The organism is Chitinophaga sp. (assembly GCF_036569185.1).
Taxonomy (GTDB): Bacteria; Bacteroidota; Bacteroidia; order Chitinophagales; family Chitinophagaceae; genus Chitinophaga.
Genome location: NZ_DATCRD010000135.1, coordinates 1 through 21,983, shown reverse-complemented (window position 1 = coordinate 21,983; position 21,983 = coordinate 1). Strand labels below are relative to the sequence as shown.

Below are 21,983 nucleotides of genomic sequence, written 5' to 3'. Positions count from 1 at the left end.
CCGGGAAATAAATTGCTTTATGAAGAAGAAAAAACTTTATTGGTTCATAGGCATACTTAGTTCACTCGTTATTTTGTTCCTGGTACTGAAAGGGGCCGGGGTTATTGGTAAGGAAGAAGGAATTAAAGTTGCTGTAGACAAGGCTTCTAATAGAAATATTATAGAAGTGGTTACCGCCAGCGGTAAAATTTATCCTGAGATAGAAGTAAAAGTCAGCTCCGACGTTTCCGGTGAAATTACCGACCTGCCCATCCAGGAAGGAGATTCCGTTAAGAAAGGACAGGTACTGGCACGGATATACGCAGATATCTATGGGTCGATGGTAGACAAAGCCGCCGCTTCTATGAGCCAGACGCAGGCCGAGCTGGCCAATGCGGCTGCAGGGCTCAACTCCTTTAAGGCCCGTCTTGATCAGAACAAGGCCGCCTATAACAGGAACAAGGAACTCCTTGCCCAGAAAGTGATTTCAAGGTCGGAGTTTGAAACGGCAGAGGCAACCTATCTTGCCTCACTGGCAGATTATAATGCCGCCGTGCAAAAGATCAATGGGAATAAATATGCCGTTGCCAGTGCGCAGGCTAACCTGAACGAAGCCAACAAAAACCTGGGCCGTACCACCATCTCCGCACCTATGGGTGGTATCGTTTCCCTGCTTTCTGTAAAGAAAGGAGAACGCGTGGTAGGTACTGCACAGATGACAGGTACCGAAATGTTGCGTATTGCTGATATGAATGTTATGGAAGTACAGGTAGATGTAGGTGAGAATGATATCCCGAAGGTAAAATACGGCGATACCGCCATCATTGAAGTGGACGCCTACAATAACCGGCAGTTCAAAGGCATTGTAACGCAAATTGCCAGCTCCAGCAAAGGCGCTGCCACAGCCACTGTGAGCACCGCCTCCTCTGCAGAGCAGGTAACAAGCTATATTGTACATATCCGTATCCTGCAGGAAAGTTACCAGGACCTCCTGGATAAAAATAAAAAGACCTTTCCTTTCCGTCCGGGTATGAGCGCCAGCGTGGATATCCAAACCAGGCATGTAAATAATGTACTCGCTATTCCAATCAACTCAGTTACCACCCGCGATACCGATTCTACCAAAGGTGATAAAAAGGCTCAACAGGATAACACCACTCCGGGCTCTTCTGCGGATACAAAACCTGTGTTAAACGAAGTAGTATTCGTATTGCAGAAAGATGGGAGCATTAAAATGGTGCATGTTAAAACCGGTGTACAGGACGACGCCTGGATCCAGATCACTTCCGGCCTGAGCGCAGGCGACCAGGTGGTCAGCGCCCCTTATACCGCTATTTCCCGTACCCTCGAAAACGGCAAGAAAGTGAAGGTAGTGCCAAAGTCGGAGCTGTTTGAAGGCCAGGCCAAATAACGCATTTCACATATTTTATATAAAGGAAAGGGAAGACAGATCGTCTTCCCTTTCCTTTATGAGCTATCGTCAGAACTGCTTTATTCCTTTTTAACTACATTGCATAAAAATTTGCATTGTGAGCAAGAGCATCGGAATTATAGGCAGTGGCAGCTGGGCCACCGCCCTGGCTAAGATCCTGACAGATAACGGGCATCATATACATTGGTGGATAAGAAATGAAGAAACCATCCGTCATATGCAGCTGCGTCATCATAATAAACATTATCTCACCTCGGTATATTTCGATACAAGCCTGTTAAGCCTGAGCAGCGATGTAAAAACTGTTGCAGCAGCCTGTGATGAGCTGGTGCTGGCTGTTCCCAGCGCTTTCCTGGAAGATGTATTAGGCATGTTGCCCGCGGATGCGCTGATCAGTAAAAAAGTTATTTCTGCCATCAAGGGACTGGTGCCCAGCACAAACGACCTGATAGGGGAATACCTGCACAAACAATTTAATTTACCTGCCAGTCAGTATTTCACCATCACAGGGCCCTGCCATGCAGAGGAAGTAGCCAGTGAGAAGCTGTCTTATCTTACATTTTCAGGAACGGAGCTGGTCGCCACACAGGCGCTGGCCGATAAATTTACCGGCAGTTACCTGCAAACAATTGTAAATACAGATGTGATAGGCGTGCAGCTGGCAGCAGTGCTTAAAAATATTTACGCCATGGGCGCAGGCATTGCACACGGGCAGGAATATGGAGATAACTTCCTGAGTGTGTTTATTACCAACTCCTTCAGGGAAATGCAAAGCTTCCTGGAGAAGTACGAAGAGCAGAAAGCTATGATAGCCGGTACCGAGCCGGTAGTGCACAACTACAGCGCCAGCGCCTATCTGGGCGATTTGCTGGTTACCTGCTATTCACTGCACAGCCGTAACCGCACTTTTGGTAATATGATCGGGAAAGGATACAGCGTAAAAGCTGCTCAGCTGGAACTGAACATGATTGCAGAAGGCTATTACGCCAGTAAATGTATGCACGAAATGAACAGGAGTATCGGGGCTTATATGCCGGTTGCCCAGGCGGTGTACGCTATCTTATGGCAGCAGGTACATCCTTCAGAGGCTTTTCTCTCGCTTGAAAAAGGGTTTATATAGCATCGGGCGGCTGCCGGTCGTCCCCGGCCGGCAGCCGCTGCAGGAGCTCAATAATCATCATAGTCCTCATAATTATCTTCCCCTATCTTCATAATAGCCCGCACATTCGGGAAATACTGCTTGATCAGACCGGCAATCCTGGTAAAAAGATATTCGTTTAACTCCGGTCCCTCATAATACTCAATCTGGTTGGTCTCGTCCGAGATAATATACTCAGTAATATTACGGTCAATAATGGCCTGAAAGCGCCGCTGCCGGGGAAGTTTTCTCAAACAGACTTTGGTAGGTACACCATCTACATTAAATGTACATGCAATGTTTCGCATAATGCCGGGAGGTTTAAATGAGAAAATGGAATGGTTAAAAATTTGCTCTTCAATGGTAGCCTGGGTACTTTCTCCAGCTAAAATAAGCTGAAATGGACAAAAAAACATTTTTGCCCTGTTTTTTCCACAATAATATTGCTATTTGTGCCAGCATGTCCCATTTGTGAATAAATAACATCACAATTGTAAGCAATTATATTTATATGTACTGTTAATAGAATGTAAAGACCTGGTTTTATTTTTTCCGGCCACTACCTGTGGACCCGGGACAAAATCTGTAGAACTAATTCTACGCTTCCTGGCAGACCATGCCGTGGAAATACAAGGCAGCAGGCATTGGATTAATATTTGAATCATCCTATGTCCCGATCCGGAAATTGAGGACCTGGTTAGTGTTAACAGCGTAGTATAAAATTTTTACCATGAAGATTAGAACCCTGCTTTTTGTTACTTCTTATCCGCCCCGTGAATGTGGGATCGCAACTTTTGCACAGGACCTGGTGAATGCAATGAATAAAAATTTTACCGGGAATATGAATATCGAGGTGGCTGCATTGGAAGAGTCGGGGAAACCCGCCAATGCAATGGAAGCACCTGTTACCTATTCCGTAAACCCATTCAATATTGACAACTGTATTGATTTTGCGCAGAAAATAAACGAAAATGATAAAATAGACCTGGTTTGTTTTGAACATGAATTTGGCCTGTATGGTGGAGAATACGGACATAATCTCCTGGCCATGTTATCGTTACTGGACAAACCTTTTGTGGTGCGGTTCCATACCGTGCTGCCTTACCCGGATAATAAATGCATGAAAGTAGTAAGCCTCATCAGCGCCCTGGCGGCAAAGGTGATTGTAATGACCCGCTCTTCAGCAGAATTATTACGGGATGTATACCACGTACCGGCAGAAAAGATTGCGCACATCCCGCATGGCACCCATGCGCATATCGTAGATGATGTGGAAGCATTGAAAAAACAGTACAATGTGGAAGGACGGATGGTACTGAGCACCTTTGGTTTGCTGAGCGAAAATAAGGGCATTGAAACAGGTATCCGGGCAATGAAAGATATCGTGAAACAATATCCTGATGCCATTTACCTGGTGCTTGGAAAAACCCATCCCGTGGTATGCGCCAGGGAAGGGGAAAAATACCGGGAATCGCTGGAAAGCCTGGTGAGGGAACTGGGCCTGGAAAAGAACGTGAGATTCGTAAATAATTATCTCTCACTCAAAACCCTGCTCGACTATTTATCACTTACCGATATATACCTCTTTACGTCAAAAGACCCGCACCAGGCCGTAAGCGGCACGTTCGTTTACGCCATGAGCGCAGGTTGCGCGGTGATCTCCACTTCCTTTGTGCAGGCCCGCGAAATGCTGGAAAACGGGGTGGGCTGCCTGGTGGATTTTAATAATCCGGAACAAATTGCCGCCTGCGCACTGCAGCTGCTCGGCAACCCCGCATTACGCGAGGAAATGAGCCGCCTGGCGATTGAAAAAACACGCAGCTCTATCTGGGAAAACGTGGCCATCGCACATATGAGCGTAATCAGCGAAGCCCTGGCGGAAGACAAGATCCTGCCTAACCTGCCGCCTCCTTACCTCGATCATATAGACCGTATGACCGATGAAATGGGAATGCTGCAGTTCTCCAGGCACGATATCCCCGACCCCGCATTCGGATACACGCTGGACGACAATGCAAGGGCGCTTATTGCTACCTGTATGTATGCCAGCGAATTGAAATCCAGCAGTTTTGTAAACGCATTAACCCGTAAATACATCGATTTTATCCGTTACTGCCAGCAACCTTCAGGCAATTTCCTCAACTATGTGGATGTTGGCGGCGCATTCAATAAAATGAATGAAGATGTAAACCTGGAAGACGCCAACGGCCGTGCTGTGTGGGCATTGGGCTATGCCCTTGCTTCGCACCGGCACCTTCCTTTTGATGCAGTACAGGATGTATTGACCATGTTCAACAAGTGCCTCCCCTGGATGGGATCATTGAACTCGCCCAGGGCAATGGCCTTTACCATAAAAGGACTGTATTATTTCCTGGTGTACAAGCCCGGCGATAAGGCCGTGGAAATTTTGAAGCATCTGGCTGCAAAATTGTATGAACGTTATAAACAGGAGGCCGATGAAAACTGGCATTGGTATGAGTCCTACCTGACTTACGGTAACGCCGTACTGCCTGAAGCCATGATGATGGCCTACGAGGTAACCGGGATAGAGGCATACCGCCGGACCGCAGAAAACAGCCTCGCCTTTCTGTGCAGCAAAACCTTTACAGACAGCCATATGAAGGTAATCAGCAACAAAACCTGGTATCACAGGCACAGTACCGGGGAACTGGAAGATGGAGGCGAGCAGTCCATCGAAGTGGCATACACCATGCTGGCATTGAATACGTTTTATAATACCACTAAAAATAATTCATACCTGGAGAAGATGCGTTTGGCATTCAGTTGGTATTTAGGGAATAACCACCTTAAACAACTTGTTTATAATCCATTAACTTACGGTTGTTACGATGGCCTGGAAAAGAACAATATAAACCAGAACCAGGGCGCCGAGTCTACTGTATGCTACCTGATTGCCCGACTATTAATGGAACAATGGAATAAACATAAGTATGTTAGACCAAAACAAAACAGCCTGGCGCCAGTCCGACTTGGCTACAACTGACAATAATATGAAGTATCCCAGTATATTGATCATAGATGATGAACCGGATATATGCAGATTATTGCAATTAACGCTGGTACGTCATGGATATAATGTGAAATACGTACATGAACTGGGGGAGGGAATGAGGTCCATTTTCAAACACCAGCCCGACCTCCTGTTCCTGGATATCCACCTGCCCGACGGATCGGGCCTGGAAGCATTGCCGGTGATCAAGGAACGTTGTCCTACGCTTCCCGTAATCACGATCAGCGCTTATGACAATGCCATGGAGAAGCAAACCGCCCTCAAGGCCGGCGCCGCGTTTTTCCTGGCCAAACCTTTCAGCCTGAAAAATGTAGATGAGCTGATCGACAGTATCAAAATAAAAAGCTGAGAGCGACTTTAGTTATAATCAGTAATTTTAAACCAGCTATTCTGTTGCCAATTACCACTATATTAAAGAAGTATGAAAAATATTCTAATAATAGACGACGAAATTAACATCTGTACATTGCTGAGTAAATTTCTCGGGAAACATGGTTTTGATGTAGATACCACCATGACAGGCGGCGCTGCACTCAAAATGCTAAAGGAAAAAACCTATGACCTTGTATTGTGCGACTACAGGCTGAAAGACACTGACGGCGCACAATTGCTGCAGGATATCCACCAGATCAATCCTGCTATCATAGTTATCATTATTACCGGTTATACAGATGTAAGAGTAGCGGTGGAAATGGTGAAAAACGGTGCATACGATTATCTCTCCAAACCCTTATACCCTGATGAGATCCTGAACCTTGTACACAAAGCTTTTGCTCATAAAGAATCGGAACAGGAAAGACGCGCCTCCCGGCCAGTGGAGTCTGGCAGCGAGCCTGAAGAAGTACGGGAAACATTACTGTCACGTAATCAGGACGACAAGAACAATAAATATGTTTATGGCGAAAGTGAAGGTGCAAAAGAACTGATAAGACAGATCAAACTGGTGGCGCCTACCGATTACAGTGTCATCATTTTTGGGGAAACCGGTACGGGTAAGGAATCAGTGGCGCATCTTATCCACCATCACAGCAAAAGAAGCCAGCAACCATTTGTGGCGCTGGATTGCGGCAGCCTCTCCAAAGAGCTGGCGGCCAGTGAATTATTTGGTCATGAAAAAGGCTCTTTTACCGGCGCTATCAATACCAAGATAGGCGCCTTTGAACAGGCACAGGGCGGTACCCTTTTCCTGGATGAAATCTCTAATTTATCATACGATATACAGGTAGCCCTGCTGCGCGTGCTCCAGGAAAAAGTGATCCGCAGGGTGGGTAGCTTAAAGGAAGTGCCCATCGATGTGCGCATCATTGTTGCCTCTAATGAAAAACTCTCTGAATCAGTACAGCGGGGCAAATTCAGGGAAGATCTCTTCCACCGCCTGAATGAATTCACTATTTATATTCCGCCTTTGAGGGAGCGCCGCGAAGATCTTCCATTGTTCACCACCGCCTTTGTAAACCAGGTGGAAAGGGAACTGGATAAATCATGCGGTAAAATTTCTTCTGAAGTATGGGATTGCTTCCAGCAATACAACTGGCCCGGCAATATCCGGGAATTGAAAAACGTGATCCGGAGAGCCTGCCTGCTTACACCGGAGATGGAAGATATTACCATGTCGGCGTTACCCCTGGAAATGAAGGAATCATTTAACCAGGTGCCGGAAGAAGTGCATGTATCCGGTGAACTGGCGCTTATCTCCAACGATAACGACCTTAAAACAGTAGCGCTGCAGGCAGAGTACAATAAAATTATAAATGTGCTGAAAGAAGTGAAGTATAATAAAACAAAAGCAGCACAGGTATTGAATATAGATCGAAAAACCCTGTATAATAAATTGCGGTTGCTGAATATAAATTACTGATCATAATTTTCTTTTATTTCCCGGCAAACGCCTGTTTGCCGGGAAATAAATTTATCCCAGTACCGGGATAGCTATTGTAAATACCGACCCCTTTCCCTGCTCACTGTCTACATGTATGGTTCCTTTGTGATTCAACAGAATATTTTGTGTGCTGGTAAGCCCAAGCCCGGTTCCCTTCGCCTTACTGGTATAGAAGGGATCAAATAAACGCGCCAGCTTATCTTCTGCAATACCGGAGCCGTTATCACGGATCATCAGTTTCACCTTGTCGTGGCTAAGCGTGGTAGTGATGGTAAGCACTCCTTTTCCTGGTACCATTGCCTCAATGGCATTGATAATAATATTCAGGAAAGCAATAACTACTTTTTCTTCATCTGCATTGATCATTACATCCGGATTTACCAGGTTTCTTTCTACGCGCATTTCATTTAATTGCAGCCGGTCGCTGGATAGCTGCAGTGCTTTTTCTATCAGCGCATTGATTCCCTGCGGTTCCACATGCAGCTCAATCATGCGGGTGCTATGCAGCAGTTCCGTGATCAGCTGGTTAATACGGGTACAATTGCGTTCAATGATATCAGTATACATCAGCGTATCATCGTTAGCCACTACTGCCTCTTCTTCCTTAAACTGGCTTACCGCCAGCAGGATATTGGTCAGTGGATTTCGCACCTCATGAGCAATCACCCGGGCAATACGACCGGTGATCACAAATTTTTCCTGGTGTTGTTTCTCCTGTTCTTCCCTCTTTTTATCGGTAATGTCCTGGATCACGCAAAGAAATATCTGGGCGGCTTCATCCAGCATGACTGCATTGATCAGTACTACCAGCTTTTTATTGTCTGCAGTTCTGAAATCATATTCCTGTGAATTGGCATTACCATTATTGCAGATGTTATCCAGGAAATTTTCACTTTGCTCCCTGGAGATAAAAAGATCGCGCAGGTGCAGTTTCAGTATCTCTTCCCTGTTATAACGAAGAGTTCTTAATGCCGCGGGATTGGCGTCAATGATATTCCGGTCGCAATCGGCCAGTACTATCAGGTCGTGCGCTTTTTCAAAGATGCCGTAGTATTTTTTTTCACTTTCTTCAATAGACCTGCGATGATTAAATTCATCGAGGGCATAGCGGATGGATCTTTCCAGCAGATCGGCTGTCATTTCACCTTTCACCAGGTAATCATACGCGCCTGCCTGCATGGCTTCCCGGTCAATATTATAATCCCCTTTACCGGTAAGCATAATAACAGGCGGCTGATGAGGCATTTCGTTTAGCCTGCGAAGAATATCTATACCGGTATTGGGTCCCAGCCGGTAATCAACAAGGAGCACATCGTGCGTGCTTTCTTCTATAGCCGCCAGTCCTTTCTGGTAAGTGGATGCCCATTCCAGCAAATATTGCCCCGGTGAAATATCATGCAGCAGTTCCGTTACGAGAAAGAAGTCATCTTCATCATCGTCTATCATCAAAATGTGTATCGGGCGCTCGCTCATCGTAAGAGATTAGAGAATTTGGCAATTAAAGACAAAAAATTACAGCAATAACGGTGCTAACCTTTATTAATCAGCAGGTTCATCATTCCTGGTTCTGTGTTTTAACGGCAAAATAACAACAAAGCTGGCGCCCTTTCCGGGTTCGCCATAGGCTTGTATAAAACCGTTATGACTGTCCACAATTTTTTTGCAGATTGCCAGCCCGATGCCTGTGCCTGAATATTCGCTGATACCATGTAAGCGCTGGAAAATAAGAAATATCCGGTCGGCATAAGCCTGCTCAAAACCAATACCATTGTCGTTAATGCTGATACGGCAATAGCTGTCGTTCCAGCGGCTTTCCTTTACAATGCCCAATTCCTTTCCCGGCAGCAGCTCGTGATGGATGTTGATCTCCAGGCGCCTGTCGGGGCTGGCAAATTTAATGGAATTGGCCAGCAGGTTCTGGAATAACTGGTGGAAAGAGGTATCGCTGCCTTCAATTACAGGCAGAGGGTCATATTTAACCTGCACATTCTTCTCCTCCAGGGTTACCTCCAGGTCGCTGATCACTTCCTGTAGCAGCTTGTTCATATCTACAGGAGTGATGCTTTCCGGGGTAATACGGCCCGCCCTGGAAAAAACAAGCAAATCATTGATCAGTACCCGCATCCGCGAAACGGCAGATACCATACGGTCTATCAGCTGAATGGCGTCAGGGGGCAGCTGTTCTTTATACTTTATCTGCAGCCGGTCGCTGAAAGTGGATATCTTACGTAATGGTTCCTGCAGATCGTGCGAAGCTACATAGGCGAATTGCTCCAGCTCCTGGTTGGTCTTGTTCAGCAGGGAAATATTCTGCTGCAGGTCGCGCTGGTAGGATTTCATCCTGCTTTCAATATGCAGCTGGAGTTTAAATTCCCGGGTTAGCGTGATATAGGAGTAAATACCTATCAGGATGGCCACCAGCGATGAGATGAAGATCATGGGCACCCACATCACGGCAAAGAAATGAAACAGTTCCGATTTTTCCTGTACCAGGCTTTCTTCAATCCGGGTCATCTCACGCACCTTATTATCTATAAGATCCATTGATTTTTCCCCTTCCTTCACTTTTGAAAGCTGTTTTACCTGCGTCAGGTTTTCTCCGCCCATCTGGAGCTGCTGGTACTTTATAGCCAATAACCGGCGGAGCGTATCCAGGTGCTTTTGCTGCGCCGGGTTGTCTGATGTGATTTTCCGGAGCAGGAGATATTCCCTTTCAATCCGGTTACTGCGTTCCTGCATGCTGGGATCAAGAAAGGAGCTGTCTTTCGTAAGCGTATAACCCCTGATGGCAGCCTCGGCCTCCTTTAGCTGCCGGGTGATCACTTCCAGCCGCTTGGATACTTCAATGGCATGATTCAGTCTGCCGGCATTATCCAGCAGGTTCTTGGCCACCAGGTAGGAAAATACGGAGGCCACCACGATGACCGTAAATGCAATAAAAAAACCAAGACGTATCTTTTTGTGTACCGAAAAATGCATCTGTAAGTATAAGATATTGAGAAAGCATTTCAAGTTACTATTTATGTGTGAATTTCAATACTAAAAAGTGCCTTTTTCCGCGAACGCCTTTCTGAGCAACATATTCCACAGAATGCCGGTAAATTCTACAAGCCCTGCGAACACAGCTGCCTTATCATTACCGCAGAGACGGAGTGGTCCTGTAATTCGCTGTAGTAGCGGATTTGAAGATGATCTTTTTTTAGTAAAAACCGCGTTCCCCGGTAGTGGAATGAACTTTGGATAACCAACAGTAATTCTTAACCAGTAAAACGAAGAGTTATGAATAACCCGGATAGAAATAAACAGCCCATCCCGGATCCAACACCGGATAAACAACAACCGGGAAAGGAAAACCCAACGCCTGTTCAGCCGCCGCCCGACAAGCCGGAAATTGAGCCTATTCCCCCCGAAATACCGGAGAGGGATACACCTCACACACCTGCCAACCCGCAGGCTATCGGGGAACAGGAACAAGCCTTTAAAAAACAATCGCCTGATAAACATTAACCATTCTTTCATCTAAAAAATCTGTTACAATGCCTACCACTAAATCAGCCAGTAATGGCGCCGCCAGAAAAGCAGGCAGTGAAAAAATGCCGGACTCAAAATTCCATGAACTGTTTATGGACGAATTAAAAGACATCTACTGGGCAGAGAAAAACCTGGTAAAAGCACTGCCTAAAATGCAGAAAGCCGCTACCTCAGAAGAGTTGAGCACCTGTATAGGAAACCACCTGGAAGAAACAAAAGAACATGTAGCCAGGCTGGAACAGGTGTTTGAATTACTCGGCAAGAAGCCCCAGGCAAAGAAATGTGAAGCTATGGAAGGACTGATCGCCGAAGGACAGGAAGTAGTAGCTGATACCGACGAAGATACCGCCGTAAGAGATGCCGGTATCATCATCGCCTCCCAGAAAATTGAGCACTACGAAATATCTGCATACGGCAGTTTACGTACACTTGCCAATGTAATGGGACATTCCCAGGTGGCTAAACTGCTGGAGCAAACATTGAAAGAAGAAAAGAATGCTGACAGCTTACTCACAGAGGTAGCTGAATCTACTGTAAACGAGGAAGCTGCAGCTGAGTAGGTTAACGGAGTTTGTATAATTGTTAATGGAAACTGCAAGGTCCCTGTTATATGCAGGGACTTTTTTTAACCCGGTAATATGCAAAAAACGAATCCCAAAAAGCCGGTAAGACCCGCACGTGAACAGGCTGTACAACCCGGCATCGAAGCGGCAATGGACCCGGCGCCAGTGTTTAAGAAGAACAGCCCGAAGAAAGGCAAACTGCACAATAAAGTGGCGCTTATCACCGGTGGCGATAGCGGCATAGGCCGCGCGGTAGCGGTTGCTTTTGCCAAAGAAGGCGCAGATGTGGCCATTGCCTATTTTAACGAGCATACAGACGCGCAAACCACCTGTGAGCACATTACCCTGGCGGGCAGGGAATGTATGCTTATTGCCGGTGATATCAGCAACGAAAAGCATTGTAATGATATCATAAAGCAGGTGATTAAGAAGTTTAAGAAGATAGATATACTGGTAAATAATGCAGCGGTTCAATATCCGCAGAAAGGTATCGAAGATATAAGCGCCAGCCAGCTGCACAAAACTTTTGAGACAAATATTTACCCGCATTTTTATCTTACCAAAGCGGCCCTCCCGTATTTGCCCAAAGGCAGCAGTATTATTTGCACTACCTCTGTAACCGCCTACCGCGGTAGCAGCCACCTGATAGATTACAGTTCCACCAAAGGCGCTATCGTTTCTTTTGTAAGGTCTTTGTCGGCCTCCCTGTCGGAAAAAGGTATCCGCGTAAACGGGGTGGCGCCGGGCCCCATCTGGACCCCGCTCATCCCCGCTACCTTCACCGCGGAAGAAGTGGCAAAGTTTGGTACAGACGTGCCGATGAAACGCACCGGTCAACCGGTGGAGGTGGCCCCCTGCTATGTATTCCTGGCCAGCGATGATGCCAGTTATATTACCGGTCAGATCCTGCATCCCAATGGAGGGGAGATCGTAAATGGTTAACATAGACCAGATAACTGATCCCGTAGCCGTAGCCCGGTCTGTAAAGCTGCGGTATGTGAAAGGGAACTCGCCGGGCTATACCCGCATCCGCAAAGGAAAGGATTTCATTTACCTGGACCCCGGCGGGAAACAGGTGAAAGACGAGGAAGTACTGCATCGCATCCGCAGCCTGGTGCTGCCCCCGGCATGGGAAAATGTATGGATCTGCACCTGGGCAAACGGCCACCTGCAGGCCACCGGCACCGATGCGAAAGGACGTAAACAATACCGTTATCATACCGATTGGGGCAAAGCCCGCAATGAAACCAAATATTACCGCCTCCGGCAGTTTGGTGAAAAATTGCCGGACATACGGAAACGTATACACGAAGATTTAAAACGCACCTCGCTGGACAAAAACAAAGTGATCGCCATTGCCTTATCCGTAATGGAGGAAACACTCATCAGGGTAGGCAACGCCTCTTATGAAAAACTCTATGGCTCCCATGGCCTCACCACCCTGCGGGATAAACATGTAAAGATCAATGGCAGTAAAGCCTTTTTCCGCTTCCGCGGGAAGAAAGGCGTGGAGCATAAAATAGAGCTCCGCGACGCCGCCCTGGCCAGATTGCTCAAAAAAGTACAGGATATCCCCGGCCAGGTGTTATTCCAGTATTATGATGAAAACGGTGAACATAAAGCGCTCGATTCCGGCGAAGTAAATGATTATATAAAACAATGCTGCGAGGAAAATGAATTTACCTGTAAAGACTTCCGCACCTGGGCCGGTACTGTAAACGCGCTAAACCTGTTGGCAGACCTGACGCCCTACGCGTCCATAACGGAATGCCGCCGGAATATTGTAGCGATAATCGACGGTGTGGCGGGCAAACTGGGGAATACCCGCGCCGTCTGCAAAAAATATTATATCCATCCGCAGATACTGAATGCTTACGAAGCGGGAGCACTGGAGCCCTGGCTGCAACAACTGAGGGCTAAACGCAATAAACCCGCCAGTGGCGGGTTACATGCGGATGAAAAGGTACTTTTGCAATTTTTAGAGGAAGCCTGATCACAGGCCCGGTTGCTATCCGAATATCAGCTGTTCTTCTCTGTCTTCTACCTTTATTTTCTTGATAAACTCGTCAAACCCTGCCTCTTCATGAGAACTGTAAGCGCCGTAAGCGTCCAGCACATAGCCCTTATTACCATCCTGGTCTTCCATTACATACAAAACGGAGGAATCTGAAGGATCTGACTCTCCTTCAAAACGATAGGTTTTAATGATAGTCAGGTCATCCGGGTTATAGATCTTCTGCTCCTCCGTATTCTGCAATCTTCCATGATCACTCATCTTTAATTCATGATCAAATCCCTTTTCATGCAGCTTCTCCAATACCCTTGTTAAAGTTGTCATTTCGCCTGGCTTTTCCATAAAAAAAGGTTTTAGTTGAAGTTCGGAAAACCAAAAGTTATGCCGCAGTGTTTTAAGATCATGGTACCATTTGTGTTAACTTTTATTTAATACCAAAACTATCATATTATGAGAGCTATATGGTCAGGATCCATAGGATTCGGGTTGGTAAATATCCCGGTGAAATTATTCAGCGCCACCCAGGATAGCCGCCTGGACCTGGACATGCTGGACAGTAAAAACGGGGCGCATATCAAATACCAGCGTATTAATGAAAATACAGGCAGAGAAGTGCCCTGGGAACAGATTGTAAAAGGCTATTTGTATAAAGATGAATATGTTATACTGGAAGAAGAGGATTTTGAAGCCGCCAGTCCCAAGAAAAGTAAGATCATCGAGATAGAATCTTTTGTGGAAGAAACAGAGATCGATGATATCTATTTCGAAAATCCTTATTTCATTGAGCCAGCCAAAGGCGGGGAAAAAGCATACGTATTACTGCAGCAAACACTGGAAAAAACCGGTAAAGCCGGCATCAGCCGCTTTGTATTGCGTACGCAGGAACACCTGGCAGTGATAAGGCCACGGGAAAACTACCTGTTACTGCAACAGCTCCGCTTTGCAGAAGAGATCCGCCCTTCCACTGATCTGACCCTGCCCACACATGTGAAACTGGCAAAAAAAGAACTGGATATGGCTATAGAGCTGGTAAAGCAATACACCACCGAATTTGATATCAGCCAGTATAAAGATGAATACAAAGCAGAACTGCTCAAAATTATAAAAGCGAAAGCCGGTGGCAAGAAACCTGTAGTGAAGAAAATGCGCGTGGTGCATACCAAAAGCGATAACCTTTTTGATCAGCTGAAGGCCAGCCTGGGTGGTAAACCCGCTACTAAAAAACGTGCATCATGAGCCTGTCGGAATATAAAAAGAAACGGAACTTCAAAGAAACGACTGAACCCCTTACAGGTAAACCGGTGGAAGGGAAACATATTTTTGTAGTACAACGTCATCATGCCTCCCGGCTGCATTACGATTTCAGGCTGGAGATAAACGGGGTGCTGAAAAGCTGGGCTATACCAAAGGGGCCCTCCATGAACCCGGCAGACAAACGGCTGGCTATGGAAGTGGAAGACCATCCTTACGATTATAAAGATTTTGAAGGTACCATCCCCGCCGGTAACTATGGCGCAGGCACGGTATACATCTGGGATAAAGGCACTTTTGAACTGATGAATCCCGATGGAAAAAATTTTGATAAAGAAGCCCTCCGGGAACTGAAATCCGGCGATCTTAAGATAGTGATGAAAGGGAAGAAATTGAAAGGGGAATTTGCGTTGGTGAAGATGAAAGGAAGAGAAGAAAATGCATGGTTGCTGATCAAGCACAAAGACAGATATGCGGTAGACGAATATAACAGTGAGGACTATACGCCGGAACGCATAAAAGCGCAAGGTGAAAAGAATAAAGCTGCCGCGAAGGTGGCAAAAAAAAAATCAGCAACCGTAACGGGAACTGAGCCGGAAAAGAAGGCTGCACGCAGTGTTCATCGGATAAAGAAAATATATAAGCCCATGCTCACTACCCTGGTGAGCGAACCATTTGATGATGCCGGCTGGCTTTTTGAAACCAAATGGGATGGTTACCGCGCTATTGCCAGCGTGGAAAACCATAAGGCTACGCTCTATTCCCGCAATGAGAAACCGTTCAATAATCACTACCCTGCGGTAGTGGCTGCCGTGGAGAAAATTTCGCACAATGTGGTGCTCGACGGAGAGATTATTGTACTGGATAATAAAGGCAGATCTCACTTTCAAACCCTGCAGAATTTCAGGACTACAGGGAAGGGAAAACTGGTATACGCAGTGTTTGACCTGCTTCACCTCGATGGCAACGAACTGCAGCATCTGAGCTTGCTGAAAAGGAAAAGCCTGCTTAAAGACATCATCACTGAGTTAAATGATAAAACGGTCCGTTTTTCTCCGCATGTTTTAAAGAACGGGAAAAGCTTTTTCGAAAAAGCCCGGAAACAGGGATGGGAAGGCATCATTGCCAAAAAAGCAGACAGTGTATATGAAGAGGGAAAACGGGGAATGTGGTGGCTGAAAATAAAGATCGTAAATGAACAGGAGGCCCTGATATGCGGCTATACTGCGCCCCGCGGCAGCAGGAAACAGATAGGAGCGCTGGTGCTGGGCATGTATGAAAACAAAAAGCTGAGGTATATAGGTCATTGCGGAGGCGGATTAAATGAAGCCACCATTGGCATGTTATATAACCGGCTGCAGCCCCTTATCAGCAAAACCTCGCCTTTTACGGAAAAAGTAGGTACCAATATGCCGGTTACATGGGTAAAGCCTGAGTTGGTATGCCAGGTGAAGTTCCAGGAATGGACCGGCGACGGGCACCTGCGGCAACCTGTTTATCTTGGCCTCCGCAGCGACAAGCCCGCCAGAGATGTACATCCTGAAACAGCAAAAAAAATAACTATGGCTACCGTTATTGAAAAAGAACGCACCCTTACGCTCAACGGAAAAAAGGTATCGCTTACCAATCAAATCAAGCTATATTGGCCGGATGAGCAGATCTCCAAGGGGCAACTGATCGATTACTACCTGTCGGTGGCAAAGTACATGCTGCCCCACCTGAAAGACAGGCCCCAGTCGCTGCACCGTTTTCCCAATGGCATCAAAGGACCGGCTTTTTACCAGAAAGATCTTAACCTGGAACAAACCCCTGCATGGATAAAGAGTGTGCCGCTGCGCGCTGATTCTACCGGGAAGGATGTGGATTATCTGCTCTGTAATAACGAGGCTACACTGGCTTATATGGTTAACCTTGGTTGCATAGAAATAAACCCCTGGCTATCGAGATTAAACAATCTGGATAAGCCTGATTTCATGATCCTGGACCTGGATCCGGAAAATATTGATTTTAAGTACGTGGTAGAAACCGCGCTGCATATCAAGGATATGCTGGACAGTTTCAATATCACTTCTTTCTGTAAAACTTCCGGCTCTACCGGTTTGCATATTTATGTGCCTGTGGCAGCTAAATACCCGTATGAAAGTACCCGGCTGTTTGCGGAATATATTGCACGTCATGTAAATGAGGAGTTGCCCCGAAGCACCAGTGTGACCCGTGCAAAAAGCGCCAGGAATAAAAAAGTATATATCGATTTCCTGCAGAACAGCAAAGGGCAAACTGTGGCAGCTCCTTATTCTGCCCGCCCCAAACCCGGCGCCACCGTGTCTATGCCGCTTTTATGGAAAGAAGTAAATGAAAAACTACGCATCAGCGATTTTAATATTCACAACTCACTGGAACGGTTAAACGAAGCCGGCGACTTATGGCACGATATTAAAAGTGTTAAAAATGATCTGCGCAAGGTAATCCGTGAAATAGAAAACAGTGCGCATGCCTGATCATTTTGTTCATTTAAATACTGATGTTATGGAAAAGCCTTTATCTTCAAAAGCATTACCAGCCTATGGTTTTATTCTTGGAGCAATTTGTATCGTTTTTACCCTGATCTTTTATGTAACAAAATTGTATGGCAATTTGTGGATGGGATATTTTGGTAATCTTATCATGTTTCTTGGCGTGCTCATCTCTATTATTCATTATAACCGGGTACATAAAGACAAGACCTCCGCAACATCATCTTTTGCGATGGGATGGCGTACCACGCTGATTGCAACCATTATATATGCCGTTTTCCTGCTGATCTTTCACCTGGTAGTAGGCGGCAATCCTGCACATACGCTGGTAGAGGAAGATACCGTTAAAGATAATTTCTGGATTTATTTCCTGGGAAACGTACTGTTTGTAAACCTTTTTGTTGGAGTAGTGGCGGCCCTGCTCGGCGGCCTTGTGTTTAAAGCCAACCAGAAAACAGATAAGTCGGGGAAGCCATAGGAACTATTATCTTTGCATGGCTATGTCTAAAGGCCATATTTTAATAATTGATGATGAAGACCAGCTGCGCAAGCTTTTAAGCCGCCTGCTGGCACTGGAAGGATATACACTTCATGAAGCCGGCAATGTAAGGACTGCTTTAAAGATCCTGGAAAAAGAAGAAGTACAGGTGATCCTGTCGGATGTAAAACTGCCGGATGGTAATGGCGTGGAACTGGTACACCAGGTACGCGTTAAATACCCCGAAATTGAAACCATTGTGCTTACGGCATATGGCAACATCGCAGACGGGGTGCAGGCCATTAAAAACGGGGCTTTTGATTATATCACCAAAGGTGACGACAATAACCGTATTCTTCCATTGGTGAGCAAGGCGATGGACAAGGCCCGCCTGCAATTCCGCATCCGCGACCTGGAAAAGAAAATAGGCGGCAAATATAACTTCGGCAGCATCCTGGGCGAATCGCCTGAAATACAGGCAGCTATTGCATTGGCAGAGAAAGTAGCCCCCTCTGATATGACGGTGTTGCTGCTGGGTGAAACCGGCGCCGGCAAGGAAGTGTTTGCACAGGCCATCCACCAGGGAAGCCAGCGCCGGCAACAGCCGTTTGTAGCGGTTAACTGCAGCGCCTTTGGTAAAGAGATCCTGGAAAGTGAGCTGTTCGGGCATGTAGCCGGTGCATTTACCGGCGCTGTAAAAGATAAAAAAGGTTTTTTTGAAGAAGCCCGCGGGGGAACCATCTTCCTGGATGAAATCGGGGAGATGGCCATAGAGCTGCAGGCCAAAATGCTCCGTGTGCTGGAAACACAGGAGTTTTATAAAGTAGGGGAAACCAGGCCCACCAAAACAGATGTACGTATTATTGCCGCCACCAACCGGCAACTGGAGCAGGAAATAGCCGCAGGGCATTTCCGGTCCGATCTCTATTACCGCTTATCTGCCTTCCAGATTTCCCTGCCGTCACTGAATGAGCGCCGGAAAGATATACCGCTGCTGGCCGGCTGGTTCCTCCAACAAATTGCTCCCAAAATGAACAAACGCATCAGCGGGATGACGCCTGCTTTCCTGCAGGCCCTGCAGCAACACAGCTGGAAGGGAAATATCCGGGAGCTGCGTAATGTGATCGAAAGGGCCGCTATCCTAACGGACACGGATATACTGGATACCCCCGTGCTGCCGTTCGATTTCCAGCAGGGCACCGGGGAAGAAGCATCTTCCCTTAAACTGGCGGATATGGAAAAAGCACATATTATCCGCGTACTGGCCCATGCCAAAGGCAATAAAACCCGGGCCGCGGAATTAATGGGCATTGGCCTCACTACCCTCTACAATAAAATTAAGGAATACAATATCAGCGCATCATAATAGCCAGCCCAGTAACAGGCACGCCAGTACGATAAAAGGAGAGGGGACCTTGGTAAGGCAAAGCAATCCCAGCGTACTGGCCATGATCAGCAGGTTATACCAGTTAACCGGTATTACAAAGAAGAGAATAAAGGTGGCTGCCCACATGATTCCCACTACCACTGCGTTAATCCCTTCCAGCGCACGGTATATCACCACATATCTTTTCAGGTTGTTCCAGATCGGGAAAAAAAACAATACCAGCAACAGGCTGGGCAGGAAAATGGCTATGGGAGCTATCATACAACCCAGGAACTGGTAACCCATACCCAGGTTACGCATGGCCATACCACCCACATAGGCAGATATTGAAAATGTAGGCCCGGGAAGGGCCCGCATAATACCGGCCCCGGTAAGCAGCTCCTCCGCCGTGAGATATTGGGATTTGGCGCGGGTTACATACTGTTCCAGCATCATGGCAATGAGGATATCGCCGCCACCGAAAACCAGGCTGCCGAAACGGTAAAAGTTTTCAAAGAGGTTAAACGGTCGCCTGGTAATCCACTCATGCGTCCGGGCTACCTCCGACAGGAATCCTGCCAGGATGAACAGCGACACAAATAACCAGATATTTCCCCATTGAATTTTACGGGGCTTCTCCGCCACGCCGGGAATACGTTTGTTACTGAAGTTGGAAACAATGCCTCCCAGTATGATCAGCGCCGGGAAGGTCCAGGGCGATTTCAGGTAAAAGGCGGTGAACATGGATACCGCCATGATAACAAAAGTAGCCATGCTGGTAATGCTGATCCGGAAAGCCCGGATACCGCCGTAGGCCAGGAAGCCTACCGCCATTGGCTGTACGTACTTGAAGATATCGGTATGCAGCGCATTTTTGCCGAAATACTGTAACAGGAAGCTCAGGGAACCCATGATCAAACAGGCAGGAGAGATCCATATCAGCAGGGTAATAATGGCCAGTATCGCCCCACCGCGCTTATAGCCTATCAAGGTAAGGGTTTGGGAAGAAGAGGCGCCGGGAAGCAGCTGGCAGAAAGCATTATATTCCATCAGCTCCTGTTCCGTTACGTCTTTCCGTTGCTGTACAAATGTTTTCATCATCATAGCCAGGTGGCCCTGCGGGCCTCCGTAGGCGGTGATGCTATGTAATAGCACAGCTTTAAGAAAAGGTATATGACGTAGAAGCACAGTTTATGTTAGTATGCCGATTGGACAGGTTATAAGGTAATCAAATATCCGGACAAAATACAACGGTGTTGCCAATATTGATAGTTCCCCAAATAATAAAGGCACAATACTTGTAATATCGGTGTCTATTATAACGAATATGGCCTTTTGTCCGTTGTATCAGTTTGTCAGACAGGTTAATTTCCCACCAACATGTAAATGTTCGGAACTAAAAGTATAACCATATCCAGGGAAGAACCATTAAAGAAGAAACTTGCTTATACGCAGGATATTTATAAAGTCCCGGTAAAGAAATTTTACCGGGACTTTGCTATGTTCAGCCTTATTTTTTTAAGCCTATTTCACGTAAGCGCTCATCCAGGTATTCTCCGGCTGTGATGGGCTCATACGCCAGCGGATTGTCTGCAGTAACGCAGCTTTCCAGGCAATCCAGTTTCATATTGGATTTAGGATGCAGGAAAAAAGGGATCGAATACCGGGAAGTATTCCACATTTCGCGGGGAGGGTTCACCACCCTGTGCGTTGTGGATTTTAAACGGTTATTGGTTAACCGCTGTAACATATCTCCCACATTCACTACAATCTGTTCCGGCAGGGAGGTAACAGGGACCCAGTTATTTTGTTTATCCAGGATCTGCAACCCGTCGGCAGAGGCGCCTACCAGCAAAGTGATGAGGTTGATATCTTCATGCTGTTCCGCACGGATGGCCGATTTAGGCTCCTGCGTGATAGGCGGGTAGTGGATGGCTCTCAGGATAGAGTTACCGTTATGGATTTTATCATCAAAATAGGTTTCATCCAGCCCCAGGAACAGCGCGATAGCCTGCAACAGGTATTTACCGGATTTTTCAAACCCGCGGTATGCTTTAAAGAAGGTAGGCGTAAACTCGGGCACTTCTTCCACCTGTACGTTGGGAGGGTATTCCGAGCCGATAGGGTCATTGTCTTCCACGGTTTGGCCAAACTGGAAAAACTCCTTCAGATCCGGCGCTTCATAGCCCTTGGCATGTTCTTTTCCGAAAGACGTATAGCCACGCTGACCAGCCAGTTCCGGAATTTCGTAACGGTGTTTGGTATCGGCTGGCAGCTTGAAAAATTGCTGCACGTATTTGTAGAGGTCTGCAATCAGTTCATCAGGAATCCCATGATTCTTTACCGCTACAAAACCAACTTCTTCATAAGCTTTACCTAACTGCTGCACAAAGGCTGCTTTTCGTCCTGCATCTCCGGAAGTGAAGTCTGCAAGGTCCACTGAGGGGATAGAGTGGGTAGTTGCCATATTTGAATATTGTTTTGGAGCGATAAAGGTAGGGAAAAATAGCTCATTTGAAGTAGCCGGCTTCTTTATCGGTGATATCTACCACTGCGTAGCGGTCTACTTTATTGATGAGCATTTCATCCATAATATCCACTACATTTTTATAGTTGGATGCCTTATCGGCCTTGATAAGCACCATCAGTTCATTTTTATGGAAATCCTGGAACACGGCCGCTTTCTTCCGGATGATCACATCCCGGATACCGTTGCGGTTGGCATAGCTGGTATAATGCACCTGTGGCGGTGTGGGGGGTCGTTGCCAATGCCTTCATACCAGGCAATACGGTTGTTGGGCCCCAGGA

At 46.7% G+C, this 21,983-nt stretch carries 20 protein-coding genes; 13 read left to right on the top strand and 7 right to left on the bottom strand.

The annotated features are described in order from the left end of the window. Positions 1-19 precede the first annotated feature (19 nt). Complete coding sequence (locus VIM72_RS09525; RefSeq protein WP_332002603.1) at positions 20-1,390, top strand: efflux RND transporter periplasmic adaptor subunit; 1,371 nt, start codon at positions 20-22, stop codon at positions 1,388-1,390. A gap of 118 nt (positions 1,391-1,508) precedes the next feature. Next, positions 1,509-2,531 (top strand): NAD(P)H-dependent glycerol-3-phosphate dehydrogenase, encoded by a 1,023-nt coding sequence (locus VIM72_RS09520; protein WP_332002602.1) that lies wholly within the window; start codon positions 1,509-1,511, stop codon positions 2,529-2,531. Between the two features lie 47 nt (positions 2,532-2,578). Here the strand turns inward: VIM72_RS09520 and VIM72_RS09515 are convergent, their stop codons facing one another. Further along, positions 2,579-2,857: a hypothetical protein gene (locus VIM72_RS09515; protein ID WP_332002601.1), complete on the bottom strand. Its 279-nt coding sequence runs from the start codon at positions 2,855-2,857 to the stop codon at positions 2,579-2,581. Positions 2,858-3,279: 422 nt separating this feature from the next. Between VIM72_RS09515 and VIM72_RS09510 the strand changes: the two genes are divergently transcribed. The 3 genes from VIM72_RS09510 to VIM72_RS09500 all read left to right on the top strand — a co-directional run bounded on the left by VIM72_RS09510 (position 3,280) and on the right by VIM72_RS09500 (position 7,438). Then, on the top strand, positions 3,280-5,553 hold the full coding sequence (locus VIM72_RS09510; protein ID WP_332002600.1) for a glycosyltransferase: 2,274 nt from the start codon (positions 3,280-3,282) through the stop codon (positions 5,551-5,553). A 7-nt stretch (positions 5,554-5,560) separates the two neighbouring features. Further along, positions 5,561-5,929 (top strand): response regulator, encoded by a 369-nt coding sequence (locus VIM72_RS09505; RefSeq protein WP_332002599.1) that lies wholly within the window; start codon positions 5,561-5,563, stop codon positions 5,927-5,929. Positions 5,930-6,001: 72 nt separating this feature from the next. After that, positions 6,002-7,438 carry a sigma-54 dependent transcriptional regulator gene (locus VIM72_RS09500; protein ID WP_332002598.1) on the top strand — a complete coding sequence of 479 codons (1,437 nt, stop codon included), beginning with the start codon at positions 6,002-6,004 and terminating at the stop codon, positions 7,436-7,438. A 51-nt stretch (positions 7,439-7,489) separates the two neighbouring features. On the opposite strand, the gene VIM72_RS09495 is transcribed toward VIM72_RS09500, so the two are convergent. Then, positions 7,490-8,932, bottom strand: coding sequence for a hybrid sensor histidine kinase/response regulator (locus VIM72_RS09495; RefSeq protein WP_332002597.1), 1,443 nt, complete (start codon positions 8,930-8,932; stop codon positions 7,490-7,492). A 66-nt stretch (positions 8,933-8,998) separates the two neighbouring features. Beyond that, positions 8,999-10,438: a sensor histidine kinase gene (locus VIM72_RS09490; protein ID WP_332002596.1), complete on the bottom strand. Its 1,440-nt coding sequence runs from the start codon at positions 10,436-10,438 to the stop codon at positions 8,999-9,001. 300 nt (positions 10,439-10,738) lie between these two features. On the opposite strand from VIM72_RS09490, the gene VIM72_RS09485 reads away from it, so the two are divergent. From VIM72_RS09485 to VIM72_RS09470, 4 genes are all read left to right on the top strand, one after another. After that, complete coding sequence (locus VIM72_RS09485; protein WP_332002595.1) at positions 10,739-10,966, top strand: hypothetical protein; 228 nt, start codon at positions 10,739-10,741, stop codon at positions 10,964-10,966. Positions 10,967-10,995: 29 nt separating this feature from the next. Further along, on the top strand, positions 10,996-11,550 hold the full coding sequence (locus tag VIM72_RS09480) for a ferritin-like domain-containing protein (protein WP_332002594.1): 555 nt from the start codon (positions 10,996-10,998) through the stop codon (positions 11,548-11,550). A gap of 78 nt (positions 11,551-11,628) precedes the next feature. After that, positions 11,629-12,495: an SDR family oxidoreductase gene (locus VIM72_RS09475; protein WP_332002593.1), complete on the top strand. Its 867-nt coding sequence runs from the start codon at positions 11,629-11,631 to the stop codon at positions 12,493-12,495. Then, complete coding sequence (locus tag VIM72_RS09470) at positions 12,488-13,546, top strand: DNA topoisomerase IB (RefSeq protein WP_332002592.1); 1,059 nt, start codon at positions 12,488-12,490, stop codon at positions 13,544-13,546. Before VIM72_RS09475 ends, VIM72_RS09470 begins: the two co-directional genes overlap by 8 nt. A gap of 15 nt (positions 13,547-13,561) precedes the next feature. Here the strand turns inward: VIM72_RS09470 and VIM72_RS09465 are convergent, their stop codons facing one another. Next, positions 13,562-13,909 (bottom strand): hypothetical protein, encoded by a 348-nt coding sequence (locus VIM72_RS09465; RefSeq protein ID WP_332002591.1) that lies wholly within the window; start codon positions 13,907-13,909, stop codon positions 13,562-13,564. Positions 13,910-14,017: 108 nt separating this feature from the next. Between VIM72_RS09465 and VIM72_RS09460 the strand changes: the two genes are divergently transcribed. The 4 genes from VIM72_RS09460 to VIM72_RS09445 are packed head-to-tail and all read left to right on the top strand — an operon-like array spanning position 14,018 to position 19,175. Next, positions 14,018-14,803 (top strand): Ku protein, encoded by a 786-nt coding sequence (locus tag VIM72_RS09460; protein WP_332002590.1) that lies wholly within the window; start codon positions 14,018-14,020, stop codon positions 14,801-14,803. Beyond that, complete coding sequence (gene ligD / locus VIM72_RS09455) at positions 14,800-17,316, top strand: DNA ligase D (protein WP_332002589.1); 2,517 nt, start codon at positions 14,800-14,802, stop codon at positions 17,314-17,316. Before VIM72_RS09460 ends, ligD begins: the two co-directional genes overlap by 4 nt. A gap of 28 nt (positions 17,317-17,344) precedes the next feature. Beyond that, positions 17,345-17,809 carry a DUF4199 domain-containing protein gene (locus VIM72_RS09450; RefSeq protein ID WP_332002588.1) on the top strand — a complete coding sequence of 155 codons (465 nt, stop codon included), beginning with the start codon at positions 17,345-17,347 and terminating at the stop codon, positions 17,807-17,809. Positions 17,810-17,825: 16 nt separating this feature from the next. Continuing rightward, positions 17,826-19,175: a sigma-54 dependent transcriptional regulator gene (locus VIM72_RS09445; RefSeq protein ID WP_332002587.1), complete on the top strand. Its 1,350-nt coding sequence runs from the start codon at positions 17,826-17,828 to the stop codon at positions 19,173-19,175. Here VIM72_RS09445 and chrA read toward each other — a convergent pair. The 3 genes from chrA to VIM72_RS09430 all read right to left on the bottom strand — a co-directional run bounded on the left by chrA (position 19,170) and on the right by VIM72_RS09430 (position 21,916). After that, the gene (chrA, locus tag VIM72_RS09440; RefSeq protein WP_332002586.1) at positions 19,170-20,330 is read right to left on the bottom strand and encodes a chromate efflux transporter; all 1,161 of its coding nucleotides are present in this window, start codon (positions 20,328-20,330) and stop codon (positions 19,170-19,172) included. The genes VIM72_RS09445 and chrA overlap by 6 nt on opposite strands. 355 nt (positions 20,331-20,685) lie before the next feature. Then, positions 20,686-21,642: an isopenicillin N synthase family dioxygenase gene (locus VIM72_RS09435; RefSeq protein WP_332002585.1), complete on the bottom strand. Its 957-nt coding sequence runs from the start codon at positions 21,640-21,642 to the stop codon at positions 20,686-20,688. A gap of 43 nt (positions 21,643-21,685) precedes the next feature. After that, positions 21,686-21,916 (bottom strand): hypothetical protein, encoded by a 231-nt coding sequence (locus tag VIM72_RS09430; RefSeq protein ID WP_332002584.1) that lies wholly within the window; start codon positions 21,914-21,916, stop codon positions 21,686-21,688. Positions 21,917-21,983 lie beyond the last annotated feature (67 nt).

Coding starts and splice junctions, on each gene's coding strand:
- VIM72_RS09505 (WP_332002599.1), top strand. CDS start 5,561: ATGAAGTATCCCAGTATATTGATCATAGATGATGAACCGGATATATGC.
- VIM72_RS09485 (WP_332002595.1), top strand. CDS start 10,739: ATGAATAACCCGGATAGAAATAAACAGCCCATCCCGGATCCAACACCG.
- VIM72_RS09500 (WP_332002598.1), top strand. CDS start 6,002: ATGAAAAATATTCTAATAATAGACGACGAAATTAACATCTGTACATTG.
- VIM72_RS09480 (WP_332002594.1), top strand. CDS start 10,996: ATGCCTACCACTAAATCAGCCAGTAATGGCGCCGCCAGAAAAGCAGGC.
- VIM72_RS09445 (WP_332002587.1), top strand. CDS start 17,826: ATGGCTATGTCTAAAGGCCATATTTTAATAATTGATGATGAAGACCAG.
- VIM72_RS09465 (WP_332002591.1), bottom strand. CDS start 13,909: ATGGAAAAGCCAGGCGAAATGACAACTTTAACAAGGGTATTGGAGAAG.
- VIM72_RS09510 (WP_332002600.1), top strand. CDS start 3,280: ATGAAGATTAGAACCCTGCTTTTTGTTACTTCTTATCCGCCCCGTGAA.
- VIM72_RS09470 (WP_332002592.1), top strand. CDS start 12,488: ATGGTTAACATAGACCAGATAACTGATCCCGTAGCCGTAGCCCGGTCT.
- VIM72_RS09435 (WP_332002585.1), bottom strand. CDS start 21,642: ATGGCAACTACCCACTCTATCCCCTCAGTGGACCTTGCAGACTTCACT.
- VIM72_RS09475 (WP_332002593.1), top strand. CDS start 11,629: ATGCAAAAAACGAATCCCAAAAAGCCGGTAAGACCCGCACGTGAACAG.
- ligD (WP_332002589.1), top strand. CDS start 14,800: ATGAGCCTGTCGGAATATAAAAAGAAACGGAACTTCAAAGAAACGACT.
- VIM72_RS09515 (WP_332002601.1), bottom strand. CDS start 2,857: ATGCGAAACATTGCATGTACATTTAATGTAGATGGTGTACCTACCAAA.
- VIM72_RS09450 (WP_332002588.1), top strand. CDS start 17,345: ATGGAAAAGCCTTTATCTTCAAAAGCATTACCAGCCTATGGTTTTATT.
- VIM72_RS09490 (WP_332002596.1), bottom strand. CDS start 10,438: ATGCATTTTTCGGTACACAAAAAGATACGTCTTGGTTTTTTTATTGCA.
- VIM72_RS09460 (WP_332002590.1), top strand. CDS start 14,018: ATGAGAGCTATATGGTCAGGATCCATAGGATTCGGGTTGGTAAATATC.
- VIM72_RS09525 (WP_332002603.1), top strand. CDS start 20: ATGAAGAAGAAAAAACTTTATTGGTTCATAGGCATACTTAGTTCACTC.
- VIM72_RS09495 (WP_332002597.1), bottom strand. CDS start 8,932: ATGAGCGAGCGCCCGATACACATTTTGATGATAGACGATGATGAAGAT.